Below are 21099 nucleotides of genomic sequence, written 5' to 3'. Positions count from 1 at the left end.
ATTAGAGATCACGACGCCAGAACAATTCATGTCGACGCACCGCTTTGCGGAAAAACTCGTTTTCTCCATACGGTGATGCGCGACGTCCAGCCAACCAACGTTGCAGCAGGCGGCGAATACGACGCTTGAATGGGGCGGGCGGTTGCAGGTCATGCATCATGCCAAGCGCCATCGCCTTGTCACGCTGGGTCGCCAGGTCCAGCGTCAGGCTGTACGGAGACCATCCTTCGCCGCCCTCAAGTTGTGGCGGCAACGCAACACCGGCGCCACTGTCACCCATCGGCCAGCGGTCGTTGTCGTGCAGGTGATTGGCATAGCCCAGAATGGTTTCCGGCTGCCACTCCAACCCCTGCAACGCTTCGAGCACAGCGGCCTGGGCGCAGATATGATCGGGATGCGGGTCAAGAACCGGATGTGGCATCACCAGAACCTGGGGACGCGCCTTGAGCAGCAAGGCGCGCAAATCGGCCAATAAGTTGTTCCAGGTAGGCGCGCCATTCTCATCTGCCGGTAACATCATGCTGTTGAACTGCCGGAACAACCGGATATCGTCCAGCCCCGCCTCGCGTGAAGGCACTACCTGATCCGGCGCTGCTTGCATGGCAGGGAGCTGCAAGCAGAAATAGCCCAGTTGCACGCACTGCGATTCCGGCACACCCGCCCAGCGTGGCACAGCAATACTGTCCCAGGCACGCAGACGGCCCTTCAAGCGAGCAGCCTCGGCCTGAGCCAAGCCCATTTGTTGATAATGCTCTGCCTCGATTTCACCGGCAGTCAGCGTCACCACCCAGGTTTCCTCGGCCTGGCTATAAAGGCCAAAAGCAGCGAGTTCGGCATCATCGGCGTGCGGGGCGATAACCATCACCCGCTTCATGCGCAGATCATTACCCGGAACAACCCACAATTGCCCTTCACCAGCCAAGCGACAATGGCGTCCACGCAAACGCAGGCGCCCTGCCGCCAGTGGCTCGCCAAGACCGGTCAAATTCAGGTAACGAAGACCGGCCACACCCCGTTCAAAGGTTTGGCAATCGACGTCATCTACGACCACAGCAGGATCGAGGAAGCGGCCAAGCCAGCGGCTTTTCAAGCGCAATGCCAGGACCAGGGTTTCGTCACCGACCAGTTGCAAGGGCGTTTGCACCTGCACAACGCCGTCCACCAACGCCACCGGCTGCGCCGCACATGCCTGGGGAAACTGATATTGATAGTCTTCACCGGGCGAGTAGAACAAATGGTCGGCAAACCAGGCCTCGTGTGCAGCCCACAGCAACGGCAGCAGCAACAGCGGCAACCACCAATGCACGAAAATACCCAAGGCCAGCAACACCACCAGGCCGACCAGCAGCCCCAGCCGCTTGTTGCGCCGGTGCTGGCGGAGCAGCTGTTGCTTGCGGCTCACACCTGAAATACCGGCACGGGGTTGCACCAGCGATCCTTGTACTCGCGATCAGCGCGACCAAAGGAAAAGCGCAGTGGCTTGTTGCGTGCCCGTGCATCCTCCCAGGCTGCCTGGGTGTTGAGGAAACTCAACACGCTTCCCGGGCTGAAGGCCTTGGTTTGCGGGTCAACGCCACCATTGATGTACTCGACGCTGATCCACTCGGGCGCTTCCACCCGGTAAACCAGTTGAATGGCAATGGCCGCACCGTCAAGAAACAGCACCGAACCCACCAACAATTCGCGCAAGCGTTCGATCACTTCATGCATGCGCTCAGCACCGGTCGCCGGGAACTCCCAGCGGCGCTGGAACAGGTCGCAATAGATGGCCGCCAGCTCAGTGCTGGTAAAATCGCTGACCGGGCGCACCTGGCCACCCGCCTCTTCCAGCAAACGCAACTCGCGGCGCTGGTTGTAGCGGAATTTCTTCGACAGGTCCTCAGGCGTACGCGCCATTGCCAATGCTTCGGCCTGGGGCTTGAGGTTGGCGAAACGGCCCCGATTGAGCTCGGACAGATAACGTCCGGCATGGCGCAGGGGCGCCTGAGCGTCGGCGGCTGCCGGCAGGATCAGCTCGGCATTGCCCAAGTCGTACAGGCCTTTTTTGCCCTGACGCTTGAGCACGTCCTTGGACAGCGCCAGATGGCGCCCCCAGGTGGGAATCGCCGCCTTGAGCTCGCCATTGTGCGACCAGCCCAGATAGCGCACCGGGATCTGCGCAAGATCAGCCAGTTGTTCGATCACCAGCGGATGCGTGGCGACACTGCCGCCAAATTTTTCCCATGCCTGCGCATAGGCCGCCGCATCGATTGGCGCCCAGCCTCGCTCGCGCCAGCCTTGAATATGATTGAGCATCAAGCCTCCGCTGTTAGCGCACGGACGTGGGGCAATTGCCAGAAGGCCTCGCGCACTGCCGAGTCGGAGAAACGCTCACGCAGGCGCTGGAGCATGCGCTCGGCACACTCCCGACGCTGGTCTTCGTCCAGCGCAGCCAGATGCTGCAGACCCTGCCCCAGATGCTCGGCGTCGCCGAGCGGAAAGAGGATGCCGACGCCCTCGACCACTTCCACCGCACCACCGCAAGCTGTCGCCAGAAGCGGCACTCCGGCCACCATCGCCTCAAGCAGAACCATACCGAATGGTTCGTGATCAGAGCTCAGGGCAAAGGCATCAAAGGCGCGAAAATAGCGACGCGCATCAGGTACCTGACCGAGAAAATCCACCTGCGCCGCAATACCCAGCTCGGCGGCCAGATCCTTGAGCGATTGCTCAAGACGGCCCTTCCCGAGAATGGCCAGACGCGCGCCCGCCGGCAGCCCTGGCAATGCCTGGGAGAAGCCGCGCAACAAGGTAGCCTGGTCTTTGTCCGGGTGCAGTCGACCGACATTGCCGACAATCCATGCCTGCGGCTCCAGCCCCAGCACCTCACGGGCCTGCGCAGCGGATACCTGGATGGCCTGCAGCGCTTCAACGTCGATACGGTTGTAGAGGGTCTGGATACGCTCGACCGGCCATTTCGGCAGACACTTGCGCATATCGTCACGTACCGCGTCGGAAACGCCCAGCAAACTCAGGCGCCGACGGAACAGATTGGCAAACAACTGGCGACTGGAACGCTGATAGTCGCCAAACGCATGGTGCACACCAATCACCGGCAGGCGACTGGCAAGCAGGGTGATATAAATCGGCTTGAAGCGGTGGGCGATGCAGAAACTGAAGTCACGCGTGGCCACGATCCGTCGTAGTGCACGGATCGCCCCCAGCTTGAGGCCTCTGATGGCCTTGGAGCTGAATTCCAGGAAGATCACTTCGTCCGAGGCACAGCCAGCAGCGACCTGAGGGTCGGCAGCGCCGGTAAGAAACACCGTGGTGACCTTATAGCCGCTACCGCTGAACAGGCTGGCGTACTGCCGCGCACAGTCCAAGAACGGACCGTCATAGCCGTGGCAGAACTGCAGAACGCGCTTGTCAGCCTTGGACGTCATAACTGTTCGCGCCGTCCTTGACTACCAGGATGTCTTCCATGATCAGGTATTGCAGATCCGAGCCGAAGAACATGTTCAGCGCGTCGGTCGGCGAACAGATCATCGGTTCACCACGACGATTGAGCGACGTGTTCAACGAAACACCGTTGCCGGTGAGGTTTTCCAAGGCCTTCATCATGTCGTAGTAGCGCGGGTTGTATTCGCGCTTGAGCACCTGGGCACGTGAAGTGCCGTCCTCGTGAACGACCTCGGGTACGCGGGTTTTCCACTCTTCGGAAACTTCGAAGGTGAAGGTCATGAAGGGTGCCGGATGATCGATCTTGATCATTTGCGGTGCAACCGTGTCGAGCATCGACGGGCAGAAAGGCCTCCAGCGCTCGCGGAACTTGATTTGATGGTTGATGCGGTCGGCAACGCCGGCAACGCTTGGGCAACCAATGATCGAGCGGCCGCCCAGAGCACGCGGACCAAATTCCATGCGCCCCTGGAACCAGGCCACCGGATTGCCGTCGACCATGATCTTGGCGATCTGCTCAGGCATGTTGTCGAGCTTGCGCCATTTCGGCTGGCTCGGGTGACGGGCACACGCCGCGATCACGTCTTCGTTGGAGTATTCAGGGCCGAGGTAGACGTGCTCCATCTTCTCGACCGGCACGCCACGGGCGTGGGAAACGTAGGCTGCCGCACCGACCGCAGTACCAGCGTCGCCGGAGGCCGGCTGGACGAACAGTTCCTTGAGATCGGGACGGGCGATGATTTTCTGGTTGAGCTTGACGTTCAGCGCGCAACCGCCAGCAAAAGCCAGCTTGCCGGTTTCCTTGAGGATGTCGCCCAGGTAGTGGTCGATCATCTGCAGGGCGATCTTCTCGAATAGCGCCTGCATGCTGGCTGCGTAGTGGATGTAAGGCTCGTCGGCGATGTCGCCTTCGCGCTTGGGACCCAGCCACTCGATCAGCTTCGGTGAGAAGTAGAAGCCTTTGCCCTTCTCTTTGTAACGGCGCAGGCCGATGACGTTGGCGTAGTCGGTGTTGATCACCAACTCGCCGTTCTCGAACGAAGCCAGGCGCGAAAAGTCGTACTTGCTGGCATCGCCATACGGCGCCATGCCCATGACCTTGAACTCGCCATCGAGCATTTCAAAGCCAAGGAACTCGGTGATTGCACCGTACAGGCCACCCAGCGAATCCGGATCGAAGAATTCCTTGATCTTGTGGATCTTGCCGTTTTCGCCATAGCCAAAGAAGGTCGTGGCGTACTCGCCCTTGCCGTCAATGCCGAGGATCGCGGTTTTTTCCTTGAAGCCCGAGCAGTGATAAGCGCTGGAGGCGTGAGCCAGGTGATGCTCGACCGGCTCGATCTTGACCTTTTTCGGGTCAAAACCCAGCTGTTCCAGGCACCAGACGATTTTTTTGCGATAGCGCTTGTAGCGACGGTTGCCCATCAGAATCGCGTCCAGGGCGCGATCCGGGGCGTACCAGTAGCGTTTGGCATAGTGCCAGCGGGCCTTGCCGAACAAGCTGATCGGGGCGAACGGAATGGCCACCACGTCTACGTCGGACGGCTTGATGCCAGCCTGCTCCAGGCAGAACTTCGCCGATTCGTAGGGCATGCGGTTCTTTGCATGTTTGTCGCGCACGAAGCGCTCTTCTTCAGCGGCGGCAATCAGCTTGCCGTCGATGTACAGGGCCGCGGAAGGATCATGGCTAAGGGCGCCGGACAGGCCAAGAATCGTCAATGCCAAGGGTCTAGCCTCTTCAAACTGTAAATATGCGCCCAGGCCCGGTGGGGCGAGCGGCAATGAAAGAGCGGGATTATAACGTAAAGTGCGGGCGCCGGCTGGGCTCACTGCATTTGAGCCGACCGCCATTTCTACTCGGCGATTAGCCAATCCATGCGCCAGCTTCCCTGGGTCTGCGCCAGCACCTGGGACAACCATGGCAGCAAGGCACGCAACTCTTCCTCCAGGCCCCACGGCGGGTTGGCAATGGCCAAGCCCGAGCCGTTCAGGCCCTGCGGGCTGTCCTGGGGATGCACATACAGCTCCACTCGCAGCAACTTCGGTGCGCCGGTGCTGGTCAGGTCCTGATAGAAGCGCACCAGTTGGCGCTGATCCTTGATCGGGTACCAGATCGCTGCGACCGTCTGGCGCATACGACTGATTGCCTCTTTCATGGCAACCGTACAGCGCTTGAGCTCGTCAGCCTGCTCGAACGGCGGATCAATCAGCATCACCGCACGCTTTTCCTGCACCGGCAACAGCGCACGCGGAACGTGCCAGCCCTCACCCAGGTGCACGGCAACGCGCGGATCTTTCTTCATGTTGTCCTTGAGCATGGCCCCGTCTTCAGGGTGCTTCTCGTTGAGCAACACGCGATCCTGCTGGCGCGCCAGGCGCCGGGCCAACTCGGGCGAGCCCGGGTAGTAACGCAGCTCACCGTCAGGGTTCATCTTGCGCAGGATTTTCAGGTAATCCGCGGTAACTTCCGGCAAGTCATCCCGCCCCCAAAGCCGGCCAACACCCTCCAACCACTCCCCGGTGCGCGTCGCCTGGTCGCCCTGCAGGTCGTACAACCCCAGGCCAGCATGAGTATCCAGGTAAGCGAACGGCTGTTCCTTGCGCGTCATCAGCGCAATCAGTCGGGTTAATACCAGGTGTTTGAAGACGTCGGCGTGGTTGCCGGCGTGAAAGGCGTGACGATAGTTCATGGCAACTCCTGCAAGACCGTGCAGTTTACCTTGCAAAACCGCCTTATGGGAGCTGGCTTGCCCAAGGATGCGATCGGCTGAAATGACAACGGCCCGACTACTGATAAGTAGCCGGGCCGTTGTCAGACACCGATCAAACCGCCATTACTTGCCGGCGTGATAGGCCGCGTCGGCATTTTCGAAACGCGTAACCATCGACTTGGATGGGCTGCCGAACTTGCTGAATACGAAGATTGCCAGGCTGGCGAAAATAAAGCCTGGAATGATTTCGTACAGACCCATGGTATCGAATCGTTTCCACAGGATCACAGTCACTGCACCGACCACGATACCGGCCAACGCGCCGTTACGGGTCATGCCTTTCCACAACACCGAGATCAGCACTACCGGACCGAAGGCCGCACCGAAACCAGCCCAGGCGTATGCCACCAGGCCCAGTACACGGTTGTCAGGATCGGCAGCCAGGGCGATGGCGATCAGCGCAACGGCCAGCACCATCAGGCGACCCACCCATACCAGCTCAAGCTGGGAGGCGCTCTTGCGCAGGAAAGTCTTGTAGAAGTCTTCGGTCAGGGCGCTCGAGCACACCAGCAGCTGGCAGCTCAGGGTACTCATTACCGCCGCCAGGATGGCCGACAGCAGTACACCGGCGATCCATGGATTGAACAGGATCTTGGCCAGTTCGATGAACACACGCTCGTGGTTCTCGGTAACCGGGCCTGCAAGCTCCGGGTGCGCCGAGAAGTAGGCGATGCCGAAGAAACCAACAGCGCAGGTACCCGCCAGGCACAGGATCATCCAGGTCATGGAGATGCGACGGGCATTGGCAATGGACTTGACCGAGTCGGCGGCCATGAAGCGCGCCAGAATGTGCGGCTGGCCAAAGTAGCCCAAGCCCCAGCCCATCAGCGAGATGATGCCGATGAAGGTTGCGCCTTTGAACATGTCGAAGTTGCCAGCACCTTTGGCTTCAATGGCCAGGAAGGTGGTGTCGACACCGCCGGTGGCGATCAATACGATCACCGGGGTCAGGATCAGGGCAAAAATCATCAAAGTCGCCTGGACGGTATCGGTCCAGCTTACTGCCAGGAAGCCACCAACGAAGGTGTAGGCGATAGTCGCCGCAGCACCGGCCCACAGCGCGGTTTCATAGGACATGCCGAAGGTGCTCTCGAACAGACGAGCGCCAGCAACGATGCCGGAAGCGCAGTAGATGGTGAAGAACACCAGAATAACGACGGCAGAGATAATGCGCAGCAGACCGCTGTTATCTTCGAAACGGCTGGCGAAGTAATCCGGCAGGGTCAGCGCGTCACCATTGTGCTCAGTCTGTACACGCAGACGACCGGCAACGAACAACCAGTTCAGGTAAGCACCGACGGTCAGGCCGATGGCAATCCAGGCCTCCGACAGACCCGACATATAGATGGCACCCGGCAGACCCATCAACAACCAGCCGCTCATGTCCGAGGCGCCAGCCGAAAGCGCAGTCACCACGCTACCGAGGCTGCGGCCACCGAGAATATAGTCGGACAGGTTGTTGGTGGCACGATAGGCCATGAAGCCGATCATCACCATTGCTGCGATATAGATCACGAACGTGATCGTAATAGGATTGCTAAAACTCATTGTTGCGCCCTGGCGTTTGTTTTTATGTAGTGACAGCCTTCGAGAAGGTTGCACCCAGGCCGCGAATCCTATGCAACAACGCAAAGTAGGTGCAACCTGTTTTTGCGCTGAAGTTGCACCTCGTCGGATTTTTTGCGCTACAACGGCTTTTTGCTCCTTTTTGGAGCAAAAAGCGCAACCAACAGAAGAAATCGCACCATAAACAGCCATTTTGCTCGTGTGGTTTTAATCACCGGACGAGTTGCACTTTTTTCCTACATATTTTGGGTTGCACTAGGTTGCACCCGAATTCGCGCACGGCTAATCTTGGCGCCAGCTTAAGCCACAGCCCTGTGGCAATAATGAGGATAAGAAATGGCGACGACCACCCTTGGGGTCAAACTTGACGACCCAACCCGTGAGCGACTCAAAGCAGCTGCGCAGTCCATTGACCGCACGCCGCATTGGTTGATCAAGCAAGCGATCTTCAATTACCTGGAGAAACTTGAGGGTGGCGCCACCTTGACCGAGCTCAACGGTCAGGCCATTGGTCACGGCGACGAAGCCGGCGAAGTACAGGGCGACCATAGCCACCAGTGCTTCCTCGAGTTCGCCGAAAGCATCTTGCCGCAATCGGTCCTGCGCTCGGCCATCACCGCAGCCTACCGCCGTCCTGAGCCGGAAGTGGTGCCGATGCTGCTCGAACAAGCACGTCTGCCGGTCGCCATGGCTGAAGCCACCAACAAGCTGGCCGCCGGCATCGCTGAAAAGCTGCGTAACCAGAAGAGCGCCGGTGGCCGCGCCGGTATCGTCCAGGGGCTGCTGCAGGAATTCTCCCTGTCGTCGCAGGAAGGCGTTGCACTGATGTGCCTGGCCGAAGCCCTGCTGCGCATCCCCGACAAAGGCACCCGCGACGCCCTGATCCGCGACAAGATCAGCACCGGTAACTGGCAGCCGCACCTGGGCAATAGCCCGTCGCTGTTCGTCAACGCTGCTACCTGGGGCTTGCTGCTGACTGGCAAGCTGGTCTCGACCCACAACGAATCCGGCCTGACCTCCTCGCTGAGCCGCATCATCGGCAAGAGCGGCGAGCCGATGATCCGCAAGGGCGTCGACATGGCCATGCGCCTGATGGGCGAGCAATTCGTTACCGGCGAAACCATTGCCGAAGCCCTGGCCAACGCCAGCAAGTTCGAATCCAAGGGTTTCCGCTACTCCTATGACATGCTCGGTGAAGCGGCACTGACCGAGCACGACGCGCAAAAATACCTGGCCTCCTACGAGCAGGCGATCCACTCGATCGGTAAAGCTTCCCACGGCCGCGGTATCTATGAAGGCCCGGGTATCTCGATCAAGCTCTCGGCGCTGCACCCACGCTACAGCCGCGCCCAGTACGAGCGCGTAATGGAAGAGCTGTACCCACGCCTGCTGTCGCTGACCCTGCTGGCCAAGCAATACGACATCGGCCTGAACATCGACGCTGAGGAAGCTGACCGCCTGGAGCTGTCGCTGGATCTGCTCGAGCGCCTGTGCTTCGAGCCACAGCTGACCGGCTGGAACGGTATCGGCTTCGTGATCCAGGCTTACCAGAAGCGCTGCCCGTACGTGATCGATTACGTCATCGATCTGGCTCGCCGCAGCCGTCATCGCCTGATGATCCGGCTGGTTAAAGGCGCCTACTGGGACAGCGAGATCAAGCGCGCCCAAGTCGAAGGACTGGAAGGCTATCCGGTATACACCCGCAAGGTGTACACCGACGTGTCCTACATTGCCTGCGCGCGCAAATTGCTGTCGGTGCCTGAAGTCATCTATCCGCAGTTCGCCACCCATAACGCCCACACCCTGTCGGCCATCTACCACATTGCCGGTCAGAACTACTATCCAGGCCAGTACGAGTTCCAGTGCCTGCATGGCATGGGTGAGCCGCTGTACGAGCAGGTTGTCGGCAAGGTTGCCGATGGCAAGCTGAACCGCCCGTGCCGCGTGTACGCACCGGTCGGCACGCATGAAACCCTGCTTGCCTACCTGGTTCGTCGCCTGCTGGAAAACGGCGCCAACACCTCGTTCGTCAACCGTATTGCCGACCAGTCGATCTCGATTCAGGAACTGGTTGCCGATCCGGTCGCGACCATCGAGCAAATGGCCACTCAGGAAGGCAATTTCGGTCTGCCGCATCCGCGCATTCCACTGCCGCGCGATCTGTACGGTGCCGAGCGCGCCAACTCCGCCGGCATCGACATGGCCAACGAGCATCGCCTGGCGTCGCTGTCCTGCGCCCTGCTGGCCAGTGCCCACAATGATTGGAAAGCCGCGCCGATGCTTGGCTGCGCTTCCAGCAACGAAGCCGCTGCCCCTGTTCTGAACCCGTCCGATCACCGCGATGTGGTGGGACATGTGCAGGAAGCCACAGTCACTGACGTCGACAACGCCATTCAGTGCGCCCTCAATGCCGCGCCTATCTGGCAGGCCACGCCGCCCGCCGAGCGTGCCGCGATCCTGGAGCGCGCTGCCGACCTGATGGAAGCCGAAATCCAGCCGCTGATGGGCCTGCTCGCTCGTGAAGCGGGCAAGACCTTCGCCAACGCCATCGCCGAAGTCCGTGAAGCGGTCGACTTCCTGCGTTACTACGCCGTACAGGCCCGGAACGACTTCAGCAATGATGCCCACCGCCCACTGGGCCCTGTGGTGTGCATCAGCCCATGGAACTTCCCGCTGGCTATCTTCAGCGGCCAGGTCGCTGCTGCCCTGGCAGCCGGCAACCCGGTATTGGCCAAGCCAGCCGAGCAAACGCCACTGGTAGCAGCCCAGGCTGTACGCCTGCTGCTCGAAGCGGGTATCCCTGAAGGCGTGGTGCAGTTGCTGCCAGGCCGCGGTGAAACCGTCGGCGCCCGCCTGGTGGGTGATGATCGCGTCAAAGGCGTGATGTTCACCGGCTCCACCGAAGTTGCGCGCCTGTTGCAACGCAACATTGCCGGTCGCCTCGACGCTCAAGGCCGTCCAATCCCACTGATCGCTGAAACCGGTGGCCAGAACGCAATGATCGTCGACTCCTCGGCGCTCACCGAACAAGTGGTCATCGACGTAGTGTCCTCGGCCTTCGACAGCGCCGGTCAACGCTGCTCGGCACTGCGCGTGCTGTGCCTGCAGGAAGACTCGGCCGATCGCGTTATCGAGATGCTCAAGGGCGCCATGGCTGAAAGTCGCCTGGGTAACCCAGAGCGCCTGTCCGTGGATATCGGCCCGGTCATCGACGCCGAAGCCAAGGCCGGCATCGAGAAGCACATCCAGGGCATGCGCGACAAAGGTCGCTCGGTGTACCAGGTAGCAATCGCCGACGGCGAAGAGATCAAACGCGGCACCTTTGTAATGCCAACGCTGATCGAACTGGAAAGCTTCGACGAACTGCAACGCGAGATCTTCGGCCCGGTACTGCACGTGGTGCGCTACAACCGCAAGAACCTCGACCAACTGATCGAACAGATCAACGCTTCCGGTTACGGCCTGACCCTGGGTGTTCACACCCGGATCGACGAAACCATCGCCAAGGTCATCGACAACGTCAATGCCGGTAACGTCTACGTCAACCGAAACATCGTCGGTGCCGTGGTCGGCGTCCAACCGTTCGGTGGTGAAGGCCTCTCCGGTACTGGCCCGAAAGCAGGTGGCCCGCTGTACCTGTACCGCCTGCTGTCGACTCGTCCAGCCGATGCGATCGAAAAAACGTTCCAGCGCACTGATGGCGAGCACACCCCTGATACGCGTATGCGTGATGAGCTGAGCAAGCCTCTGCAAGCACTCAAGACCTGGGCGGCTAGCAACCAGCTGAACGAACTCGGCAGCCTCTGCGACCAGTTCGCCCAGCAGTCGCAGAGTGGTATCAGCCGTCTGCTGGCCGGTCCAACCGGTGAGCGCAACAGCTACACCATCCTGCCGCGCGAACACGTGCTGTGCCTGGCCGAGGTCGAGGCCGACCTGCTGACTCAACTGGCTGCGGTCCTGGCCGTTGGCAGCTCGGCGGTATGGCCGGAAGGTGAACTGAGCAAAACCCTGCGCAATCGTCTGCCCAAAGAAGTACAGGCTCGCATCACCTTGGTAGGTGACTGGACCAAGGATGAAGTCGTGTTCGACGCCGTCCTGCACCATGGTCATTCCGATCAGTTGCGCGCAGTCTGCGAGCAAGTGGCCAAACGCGCCGGCGCAATCGTCGGTGTTCACGGCCTGTCGTCGGGTGAAACCTCGATTGCTCTGGAGCGTCTGGTGATCGAGCGCGCGCTGAGCGTCAACACTGCTGCCGCAGGTGGTAACGCAAGCTTGATGACTATCGGCTGATAGTCGGCGGCACCTCTATCGCGGGGCAAGCCTTCTCCCACCGAGCAGTGGGAGCGGGCTTGCCCCGCGGTGCTTTCAAGACCATGGGTTACGGGTTTTAACTCACTATCAACCGCATCAATTTAGCTGTGCAGCTTTCGCCTCCCTGCCTAGACTCGGCCATCCCCGAACAGGAATGCCGTCATGTCCGAGACCCTGCTCTGCGCCCGCAACCTGGCCTTTGAACTCTACGAAGTGCTCGATGCCGAGGCCCTTACCCAACGCCCGCGCTTTGCCGAGCACAATCGCGAGACCTTTGACGCCGCCCTGAACACGGCACGCACCATCGCCGAGAAATACTTCGCGCCGCACAACCGCAAGGGCGACGAACATGAGCCGCGTTTCGAAAATGGCGAAGCGGTGTTGATCCCAGAGGTGAAGCCGGCAGTTGATGCCTTCCTTGAAGCCGGTTTCCTCAATGCCAGCCGCGACTTCCACGCTGGCGGCATGCAGTTACCTACCCTGCTCTCACAAGCCTGCTTTGCCCATTTCCAGGCCGCCAACGCCGGAACAACGGCCTACCCGTTCCTGACCATGGGCGCGGCAAACCTGATCGAAAGCTTTGGTAGCGATGAACAAAAACACCTGTTTCTGCAGCCGATGATCGAAGGTCGCTATTTCGGCACCATGGCCCTGACCGAACCACACGCTGGCTCTTCCCTGGCCGATATCCGCACCCGTGCCGAGCCGGCTGCCGATGGCAGCTATCGACTGCGCGGCAACAAGATCTTTATCTCCGGCGGTGATCACCCACTGTCGGAAAACATCGTGCACATGGTTCTGGCCAAACTGCCTGATGCACCAGCGGGGGTGAAGGGAATTTCCCTATTCATCGTTCCCAAGTTTCTGGTCAATACCGATGGCAGCCTGGGACCTCGCAACGATGTGCTCTTGGCAGGGCTATTCCACAAGATGGGGTGGCGCGGCACGACGTCGACGGCGCTGAATTTCGGCGACAACGGCGAATGCGTTGGCTATCTGGTCGGCAAGCCGCATCAGGGTCTGGCATGCATGTTCCAGATGATGAACGAGGCGCGCATCGGTGTTGGTATGGGCGCGGTGATGCTGGGCTATGCGGGCTATCTGTATTCACTTGAGTACGCACGCCAGCGCCCGCAGGGACGCCTGCCGGACAACAAGGATCCGGCGGCCCCCGCCGTATCGATCATCGGGCACACTGATGTGAAACGCATGTTGCTGACGCAAAAAGCCTATGTTGAAGGCGCCTTCGACCTGGGCCTGTACGCAGCTCGGCTTTTTGATGAAACCCAGAGCGGCGAAACTGAAAGCCTGCGCCAGCAAGCCCATGAGCTGCTTGACCTGCTGACGCCGATTGTCAAATCCTGGCCTTCCGAGTTCTGCCTCAAGGCCAATGAACTGGCGATTCAGATCCTCGGTGGCCATGGCTACACCCGCGAATACCCGGTCGAGCAGTACTACCGCGACAACCGCCTGAACCCTATCCATGAAGGCACCCATGGCATCCAGTCACTCGACCTGTTGGGCCGCAAGCTGGCGCAGAACGACGGCGCTGGTCTCAAGCAACTGGTACGCCTGATAGCCGGCACCTGCAAACGGGCAAGCGGCTATCCCGGCCTGGACCCTCTGCGTACCCCCCTCGAAAAGCTGCAGGTACACCTTCAGAGCGTCACCCTGGGGCTACTCACTGACTTGGCCCAAGGTCAGGTCAGCAGTGCCCTGGCCAACTCGGCGCTGTACCTCAAAGCCTTCGGTCACTGCGTGATTGGTTGGCGCTGGCTGGAACAAGCGATCCATGCCGAGCAAGGACTGGCTGGTGGCCAGCCCGCCGATCGCGACTTCTATCAAGGCAAGCTTCAGGCCGCACGTTATTTCCTGACCTGGGAAGTGCCGGGCTGCCATAATGAGCTGGCATTGCTCGAGGCCCGCGACGACACCTGCCTGAGCATGCGCGACGAGTGGTTCTGAGGGGGAACCACCGTACACACGGAGGTTCTTGCATGTTCGAGATGACCGCATTGTTGCGCCAGCGCTTTGCCGCCCTGCGCAGCGATGCCGAATTTTTTTCCCTGCGCTATGTGCAGCAGTCCCAGCAGCAACTCTCAGTGCGCAAGAATGTCGCCGAGCCGCCGTTCTTCTACCGCGACGAAGGCGTAATGCTCACCGTGCGCATGCAGGGTGTCGAAACCTATGCCGCTACGGCCGACCTGTCGCAGTCCGGCCTGCAGCGGGCCCTGGAGCAAGCGCAAGTGCTGGCCAGGCAGATATCCACGCGCGCCCTGCTCGACCTCAGCGAGCAACCGGTTGCCACTGAACGCAACGATTATTGCTCGCCAAACCTGGAGCAAGCCTTTGCATCTCTGGCCGAGTGCTATGACTTGCTCGCGCGCGAATCGAGCAGCGTGCCCGCCGACAGTCGTCTGGTGAACTGGCAGGCCAGCCTTGGCATCAGCGACGTCGAGCAGATTTACCTGAACAGCGCGGGTGCCGAGCTACGCCAGGCACAACGCTTTGTTTACCCTGGCTTCAGCGTCACGGCTTTCGATGGCCAGGACAGCCAGAGCCGCACCCTGGGCCGGGAGAACTTCGGCCAGCAAGGCGGCCTCGATGTCATCCAACGCTGCGGTTTGATCGGCGCCGGGGCCAAGGTCGCCGACCAGGCCCTGCAGCTGTTGCTTGCGCCGAATACCCCCAGCGGTGTGCGTGACCTGCTGCTGATGCCGGACCAGATGATGCTGCAGATTCACGAATCCATCGGCCACCCGCTGGAAATGGACCGAATCCTCGGTGATGAGCGCAACTACGCCGGCACCAGCTTCGTCAAAGCCAGCGACTTCGGCACCCTGCAGTACGGCTCGAAATTGCTCAACGTCACCTTCGACCCCACTATCAGCGAAGAACTGGCCAGTTACAGCCATGACGATGACGGCAGCGTCGCCGATAAAGCATTCCTGATTCGCGACGGTTTGCTGCTGCGTCCGCTGGGCGGCGCGCTGTCGCAGTTTCGCTCGGGCCTGGACGGTGTCGCCAACAGCCGCGCCTGTGGCTGGAATCGCGCGCCGATTGATCGCATGGCCAATCTCAACATCGAACCCGGCGACCAGAGTCTCGATCAACTGATCCATGGTATCGAGCACGGCATCCTGATGCGCACCAACCGCTCCTGGTCCATCGATGATGCGCGCAACAAGTTCCAGTTCGGCTGCGAATGGGGTCAATTGATCGAGAACGGCGAACTCAAGGGCGTGGTGAAGAACCCCAACTACCGCGGTGTTTCCGCTCGGTTCTGGGGCAACCTTAGTGCGGTTGGCGATGCCAGCACCTTGCAAGTCCTGGGCACACCCAACTGCGGCAAGGGCGAGCCCAACCAGGTGATTCGTGTCGGCCATGCCTCACCCGCGTGTGTGTTCAGCCAGATCGACGTATTCGGAGGGGACGCCTGATGGCTGCCACCGCACAGCAAAGTTTTCAACGCCTGATGTCCAGCCTGCTAGAACAGGTACGCGCACCCGAGCACTTCACCCTCAGCTACAGCGCCGAACAATCGCAGTTCATTCGTTTCAACCATGCCAAAGTTCGCCAGGCGGGCGAGGTACAGCAGGCCAATTGCGTATTGAAACTGGTCAAGGACGGGCGTCAGGCCGAACTGCAATTCACCCTCGGCAACGACACGAAGGTAGATCAACAACGTCTGGCCCAGGCACTGGAACAGCTGCGCGCCACCTTACCGCTGCTGGAAGCCGACCCTTACTTGCAATTCAACGACAGCGCCTGGCAGAGCCATAGTGTGCAGGACCAGGCACTGCCTGCCATCGATCAGGTGCTGACGCAGATCGATCAAGGCGCCGGAGACCTGGATCTGGTCGGCATTTATGCCGCCGGCCCGATCTACCGCGGCTTTGCCAGCTCGTTCGGCGCTTTTGGCTGGCACCAGGCCAACAGCTTCAACTTCGACTGGAGCCTGTTTCACAGTAACGGCCAAGCAGTCAAAGCCAACTATGCCGGCCAGCACTGGGACAGCGACACCTTCGCCTTGCGCCTACGCCAGGCGCGTGAACAACTGGAATACCTTGGTCGTCCGCTCAAAACCCTGCTTCCGGGCGAGTACCGTGCCTACCTGGCGCCAGCGGCAATGGACGAAATCATGGGCATGCTGTGCTGGGGAGGCTTCTCCGCACAGTCACTGGCGAACAAGAACAGTCCACTGCAACGCCTGTACGCTGGCGATGCGCGCCTTAATCAGCAGGTGAGTATCGCCGAGCAGGTCAGCGGCTCGTTGAGTCCGAGCTTTTCTGACGAGGGTTCGCCTCGCAACGATCTGCGCCTGATCGAGCAAGGCCAAGGCCTGGACCGCCTGGTCTGCGCCCGCAGCGCCGCCGAGTTCGAATTGGCCGCCAACGGTGCAGATGGGCATGAATCTCCCTGCGCGCTAAGCATGGCCGCGGGTGATTTATCAGCGCACGAGGTCCTGGCACGCCTGGGTACCGGGCTGTACATCAGCAACCTCTGGTACCTGAACTTCTCCGACCTGCCGGCAGCGCGCATGACCGGTCTGACCCGTTTCGCCACATTCTGGGTCGAAGACGGAAAGATCCAGGCGCCAGTCAGCACCATGCGCTTCGATGACAGCGTCTACAGTTTGTTGGGTTCTCAGTTGGAAGCGTTGACCACAGAGCGCGAGCTGATTCTGTCGACCAGTACCTACGGTCAGCGACAAACCAGCTCGAGCCATTTGCCAGGAGCATTGGTCAAACGCCTGACGTTGACATTGTGATGTGCCTGATGGCGGGACGAGCCAGCTCCCACAGGGCCCTCAAGGATTGATAACTACCATGCCCAACCGCGCCCCGCTGGACCCTGTCACCGCCCGCTGGATTCCGTGGGTGGTGGCGATCGCCTTCTTCATGCAGTCGCTGGACGGCACGATCCTCAACACTGCGCTGCCAGCCATGGCACGGGATCTTGCCGAGGATCCACTGCGCATGCAATCGGTGATCATCGCCTACATGCTCACCGTGGCCCTGCTGATCCCGGCCTCTGGCTGGATCGCCGACCGTTTCGGTACCAAGCGGATTTTCTTCGGCGCCATCCTCCTGTTCAGCCTCGGTTCGCTCCTCTGTGCTCTGGCTGAAAGCCTGAGCATGCTGGTCGCCGCGCGCGTGGTTCAAGGCCTGGGCGGTGCCCTGATGTTGCCCGTCGGGCGGCTGGTGGTGCTGCGCGCCTACCCCCGCTCCGAACTGGTACGAATCATGAGTTTCATCACCATTCCCGGCCTGCTCGGTCCATTGCTCGGCCCGACCATGGGCGGCTGGCTGGTGGAGATTCTCAGTTGGCACTGGATCTTCCTGCTCAATCTGCCGGTCGGCGCCATTGGCTGTTATGCCGTGTGGCGTTTTATCCCCGATTTACGCGGCAGCGAACGCACACGATTCGACGGTGTGGGCTTTGTGTTGTTCGGTGCCGCGATGGTGCTGATCACCATCGCCATGGAGGGGCTGGGCGAACTTCACCTACCGCATCTGCGCGTAATGTTGCTGCTGTTTGCCGGTATGGCCTGCCTGGCCGCGTACTGGCTGCGAGCAGGCAGCATCGACAACCCGCTGTTCTCGCCGAAACTATTTCGCACCCGGACCTTTTCCGTCGGCATCCTTGGCAACCTCTTCGCACGCCTGGGCAGCGGCGCACTACCGTTCCTCGTACCGTTGCTGCTGCAGGTTGCCCTTGGCTACTCACCAGCCCAGGCCGGCATGAGCATGATTCCCCTGGCAGCGGCAGCAATGCTGGCCAAATCGATCGCACGCCCGCTGATCGAGCGTTTCGGCTACCGCAACATTCTTACCGCCAACACCTTGCTGCTCGGTGTGCTCCTGGCGAGCCTTGGACTGGTAGACGAAAACACGCCCTATGGCTTGTTACTGTTCCAGTTGGCCCTGCTCGGTGCGGTCAACTCCATGCAGTTCACAGCGATGAACACTGTCACCCTGATCGACCTTGACGACGCCAGTGCCAGCAGTGGTAACAGCTTGCTCTCGGTGGTGGCGCAACTGGCGCTAAGCCTTGGGGTAGCCTGTGCTGGCGCCCTGCTCGGCGGCTTCAGTGCTGCGGGTAGCGCCGAAGGCGTGGAGAGCACCCTGGGCGCCTTCCAGCTGACCTTTCTGACCATCGGCCTGATGTCCATGCTGGCGGCGGCGATCTTCATGCAGCTGGCCAGGACAGACGGAAGGCGCGCTCCTCGTCCGGAACCGGAGATGGAGCCTTAGGGGTAATGGCTTCGAGGCTGGTACACTGCGCGACATTTTGTTTTGCAGGCCCGCCTCGTGACCACCATTGCCACCGCCTTTGCCACTTTGCCGCTGTCCGCCGCCATGCTGGCCAACCTGGACGCCCTCGGCTACGCCCAGATGACCCCGATCCAGGCCCAGAGCCTGCCGGTCATTCTCAAGGGCCTGGACCTGATCGCCCAGGCCAAGACCGGTAGCGGCAAGACTGCCGCGTTCGGCATCGGTCTGCTCAACCCGATCAACCCGCGTTACTTCGGTTGCCAGGCGTTGGTCCTGTGCCCGACTCGCGAGTTGGCCGATCAGGTGGCCAAAGAGCTGCGGCGCCTGGCCCGCGCTGAAGACAACATCAAGATCCTGACCTTGTGCGGTGGTGTGTCCCTCGGCCCACAGATCGCTTCGCTGGAGCACGGTGCGCACATCATCGTTGGTACCCCAGGCCGTGTTCAGCAGCACCTGAGCAAGGGCACCCTGGTGCTCGATGGCCTGAACAAACTGATTCTCGACGAAGCCGACCGTATGCTCGACATGGGCTTCTACGACGCCATCGCCGATATCATCGAACAAACACCGAAGCGTCGTCAGACCTTGCTGTTCTCGGCCACCTACCCGGCGGGCATCAAGCAATTGGCCGCGGCCTTCATGCGTGACCCACAGACGGTCAAGGTCGAAGCGCTGCATGCCGACAGCCAGATCGAACAACGCTTCTACGAGATCGCTCCCGAGCAACGCATGGAAGCCGTCAGCAAGGTGCTCGGACACTTCCGCCCGCAGTCCTGCGTAGCGTTCTGCTTCACCAAACAGCAGTGCCAGGAGCTGGTCGAACACCTGCAAGCCAAAGGCGTCGCCGCCCAGGCCCTGCACGGCGATCTGGAACAGCGCGACCGTGACCAGGTGCTTACCCTGTTCGCCAACCGCAGTCTCTCGGTGCTGGTAGCCACCGACGTGGCCGCCCGCGGCCTGGACATCGATGCACTGGACATGGTCATCAACGTCGAACTGGCCCGTGATGCCGAAATTCACGTCCACCGTGTCGGCCGTACCGGTCGCGCTGGCGAGAAAGGCCTGGCGGTAAGCCTGGTGGCACCGGCCGAAGGTCATCGCGCCAAGGCGATCGAAGAGATGCAGAAAGCCGACCTGCGCTGGGAGCAACTGGACAGTCTCAAGGCCCAGAGTGGCGCACCGTTGCTGCCGACCATGAGCACCCTGTGCATCGCTGCCGGTCGCAAGGACAAACTGCGCCCAGGCGATATTCTCGGCGCCCTGACCGGCGATGCCGGGCTACCGGGAACCCAGGTCGGGAAAATCGCGATTTTCGACTTCCAGGCCTTCGTTGCCGTCGAGCGAGCAGTGGCCAAACAAGCACTGCAACGCCTCAACAGCGGCAAGATCAAGGGCCGCTCGTTGCGCGTGCGCATCGTTTGAGTTGATGGTTCAGTTTGCCTGATTTATCGCGGGGCAAGCCCGCTCCCAGCGGAGCGAGCTTGCCCCGCGATAGTTTCACTCCCGTATCTTGAGGATTTCGCAGTGCGCTCCACCGAAGTGATCATCATTGGCGCAGGCGCCGCCGGCCTGATGTGTGCCTTGACTGCTGCAGGTCGCGGCCGTCAGGTGCTGCTGCTCGACCACGCCAATAAACCGGGCAAGAAAATCCTGATGTCCGGTGGTGGCCGCTGTAACTTCACCAATATGTACACCGAACCTGCCAACTTCCTGTCGCAGAACCCGCACTTCTGCAAGTCGGCGCTGGCCCGTTACACCCAGTGGGATTTCATCGAGATGGTCGGTAAGCATGCCGTGCCGTATCACGAGAAAAAGCTTGGCCAACTGTTCTGCGATAACAAGTCCAGTGACATTCTCGACATGCTCCTCACCGAGTGCGCGAACGCCGGCGCCGAACTGCGCATGGACACCCGCATTGACCAGATCGAGAAAGTCGACGCAGGCTATCTGCTGGAAACCAGTGCTGGGCAGTTCCGCTGCCAGTCGCTGGTAATTGCAACGGGGGGCCTGTCGATTCCAACCCTGGGCGCCACCGGCTTCGGCTATCAAGTGGCTCGCCAGTTCGGTCACAACCTGCTGCCAACGCGCGCAGCGCTGGTGCCGTTTACCATCACCGAGCCGGTGCTCAAGGGGATCTGCACAGAGCTGTCCGGCAGTTCCGTGGACTGCATCGCCAGTTGCAATGGCACCAGCTTCCGCGAAAACCTCCTGTTCACCCACCGTGGCCTGAGCGGGCCGGCAATCCTGCAGATCTCGTCGTTCTGGGAAGCGGGCGACACGGTTGAAATCAACCTGCTACCGGATCACGACGCCTTGAGCTGGCTGCAACAGCAACAGGCCGAACGCCCCAACAGCGAATTGAAAACCCTGCTGGGCGAAGTCTTCACCAAGAAAATGGCCAACCTGCTCAGCGAGCACTGGTTCGACTCCAAGCCAATGAAGCAATACACCCCTGCGGAACTGGCCAAGGTCAGCGACAAGCTTGGCGCCTGGCAGGTGGTTCCGGCTGGAACCGAAGGCTATCGCACCGCAGAAGTGACCCTGGGCGGCGTCGATACCCGGGAAGTGTCCTCCAAAACCATGGAGTCGCTGAAAAGCCCTGGCCTGTACTTTATCGGTGAAGTACTCGATGTCAGCGGTCACCTGGGCGGTTTCAACTTCCAGTGGGCCTGGGCATCGGCCTATGCGGCCGCGCAGTTCGTCTAACCTTCGCGATAGAATCAGCGCATCAA

13 protein-coding genes are annotated in these 21099 nt (G+C 60.7%); 7 read left to right on the top strand and 6 right to left on the bottom strand.

Translation table 11 applies throughout. The features are described from left to right. Position 1: 1 nt before the first annotated feature. The 6 genes from V0R60_RS15515 to putP form a co-directional block, all read right to left on the bottom strand. On the bottom strand, positions 2-1402 hold the full coding sequence (locus V0R60_RS15515) for a PIG-L deacetylase family protein (RefSeq protein WP_330080426.1): 1401 nt from the start codon (positions 1400-1402) through the stop codon (positions 2-4). After that, positions 1399-2295, bottom strand: coding sequence for an antimicrobial resistance protein Mig-14 (locus V0R60_RS15510; protein ID WP_330080387.1), 897 nt, complete (start codon positions 2293-2295; stop codon positions 1399-1401). The genes V0R60_RS15515 and V0R60_RS15510 overlap by 4 nt, the downstream gene beginning before the upstream one ends. Beyond that, positions 2295-3425 (bottom strand): glycosyltransferase, encoded by a 1131-nt coding sequence (locus V0R60_RS15505; RefSeq protein WP_330080388.1) that lies wholly within the window; start codon positions 3423-3425, stop codon positions 2295-2297. Before V0R60_RS15505 ends, V0R60_RS15510 begins: the two co-directional genes overlap by 1 nt. Continuing rightward, positions 3409-5166, bottom strand: a complete 1758-nt coding sequence (locus tag V0R60_RS15500; RefSeq protein ID WP_136478451.1) for a carbamoyltransferase family protein — start codon at positions 5164-5166, stop codon at positions 3409-3411. The genes V0R60_RS15505 and V0R60_RS15500 overlap by 17 nt, the downstream gene beginning before the upstream one ends. Before the next feature lie 128 nt (positions 5167-5294). Continuing rightward, complete coding sequence (locus V0R60_RS15495) at positions 5295-6131, bottom strand: 23S rRNA (adenine(2030)-N(6))-methyltransferase RlmJ (protein WP_136478452.1); 837 nt, start codon at positions 6129-6131, stop codon at positions 5295-5297. 144 nt (positions 6132-6275) lie between these two features. Then, positions 6276-7760, bottom strand: a complete 1485-nt coding sequence (gene putP / locus V0R60_RS15490; protein ID WP_136478453.1) for a sodium/proline symporter PutP — start codon at positions 7758-7760, stop codon at positions 6276-6278. 354 nt (positions 7761-8114) lie between these two features. Between putP and putA the strand changes: the two genes are divergently transcribed. The 7 genes from putA (at position 8115) to V0R60_RS15455 (ending at position 21073) form a co-directional block, all read left to right on the top strand. Continuing rightward, the gene (putA, locus tag V0R60_RS15485) at positions 8115-12068 is read left to right on the top strand and encodes a trifunctional transcriptional regulator/proline dehydrogenase/L-glutamate gamma-semialdehyde dehydrogenase (RefSeq protein WP_330080389.1); all 3954 of its coding nucleotides are present in this window, start codon (positions 8115-8117) and stop codon (positions 12066-12068) included. Positions 12069-12251: 183 nt separating this feature from the next. Continuing rightward, complete coding sequence (locus V0R60_RS15480; RefSeq protein ID WP_136478456.1) at positions 12252-14054, top strand: acyl-CoA dehydrogenase; 1803 nt, start codon at positions 12252-12254, stop codon at positions 14052-14054. Between the two features lie 32 nt (positions 14055-14086). Next, positions 14087-15529, top strand: coding sequence for a TldD/PmbA family protein (locus V0R60_RS15475; protein WP_330080390.1), 1443 nt, complete (start codon positions 14087-14089; stop codon positions 15527-15529). Positions 15530-15564: 35 nt separating this feature from the next. Then, positions 15565-16860: a TldD/PmbA family protein gene (locus V0R60_RS15470; RefSeq protein ID WP_375547288.1), complete on the top strand. Its 1296-nt coding sequence runs from the start codon at positions 15565-15567 to the stop codon at positions 16858-16860. 58 nt (positions 16861-16918) lie between these two features. Then, the gene (gene mdtD / locus V0R60_RS15465) at positions 16919-18346 is read left to right on the top strand and encodes a multidrug transporter subunit MdtD (protein WP_136478459.1); all 1428 of its coding nucleotides are present in this window, start codon (positions 16919-16921) and stop codon (positions 18344-18346) included. Between the two features lie 105 nt (positions 18347-18451). Continuing rightward, positions 18452-19789 (top strand): ATP-dependent RNA helicase DbpA, encoded by a 1338-nt coding sequence (gene dbpA, locus V0R60_RS15460; protein WP_256658398.1) that lies wholly within the window; start codon positions 18452-18454, stop codon positions 19787-19789. A gap of 102 nt (positions 19790-19891) precedes the next feature. Continuing rightward, positions 19892-21073, top strand: a complete 1182-nt coding sequence (locus tag V0R60_RS15455; RefSeq protein ID WP_136478461.1) for a BaiN/RdsA family NAD(P)/FAD-dependent oxidoreductase — start codon at positions 19892-19894, stop codon at positions 21071-21073. Positions 21074-21099: the final 26 nt, after the last annotated feature.

This window comes from Pseudomonas auratipiscis (genome assembly GCF_036324085.1).
Taxonomy (GTDB): domain Bacteria; phylum Pseudomonadota; class Gammaproteobacteria; order Pseudomonadales; family Pseudomonadaceae; genus Aquipseudomonas; species Aquipseudomonas auratipiscis.
Note: the sequence above shows the minus strand (reverse complement) of the source record. Positions and strands in the feature narration are given on the sequence as shown.

Bases quoted from the DNA above. Each gene is read 5' to 3' on its own strand.
- V0R60_RS15495 (WP_136478452.1), bottom strand. From the start codon at position 6,131: ATGAACTATCGTCACGCCTTTCACGCCGGCAACCACGCCGACGTCTTC.
- dbpA (WP_256658398.1), top strand. From the start codon at position 18,452: ATGCTGGCCAACCTGGACGCCCTCGGCTACGCCCAGATGACCCCGATC.
- V0R60_RS15505 (WP_330080388.1), bottom strand. From the start codon at position 3,425: ATGACGTCCAAGGCTGACAAGCGCGTTCTGCAGTTCTGCCACGGCTAT.
- V0R60_RS15480 (WP_136478456.1), top strand. From the start codon at position 12,252: ATGTCCGAGACCCTGCTCTGCGCCCGCAACCTGGCCTTTGAACTCTAC.
- V0R60_RS15470 (WP_375547288.1), top strand. From the start codon at position 15,565: ATGTCCAGCCTGCTAGAACAGGTACGCGCACCCGAGCACTTCACCCTC.
- mdtD (WP_136478459.1), top strand. From the start codon at position 16,919: ATGCCCAACCGCGCCCCGCTGGACCCTGTCACCGCCCGCTGGATTCCG.
- V0R60_RS15510 (WP_330080387.1), bottom strand. From the start codon at position 2,295: ATGCTCAATCATATTCAAGGCTGGCGCGAGCGAGGCTGGGCGCCAATC.
- putA (WP_330080389.1), top strand. From the start codon at position 8,115: ATGGCGACGACCACCCTTGGGGTCAAACTTGACGACCCAACCCGTGAG.
- putP (WP_136478453.1), bottom strand. From the start codon at position 7,760: ATGAGTTTTAGCAATCCTATTACGATCACGTTCGTGATCTATATCGCA.
- V0R60_RS15475 (WP_330080390.1), top strand. From the start codon at position 14,087: ATGTTCGAGATGACCGCATTGTTGCGCCAGCGCTTTGCCGCCCTGCGC.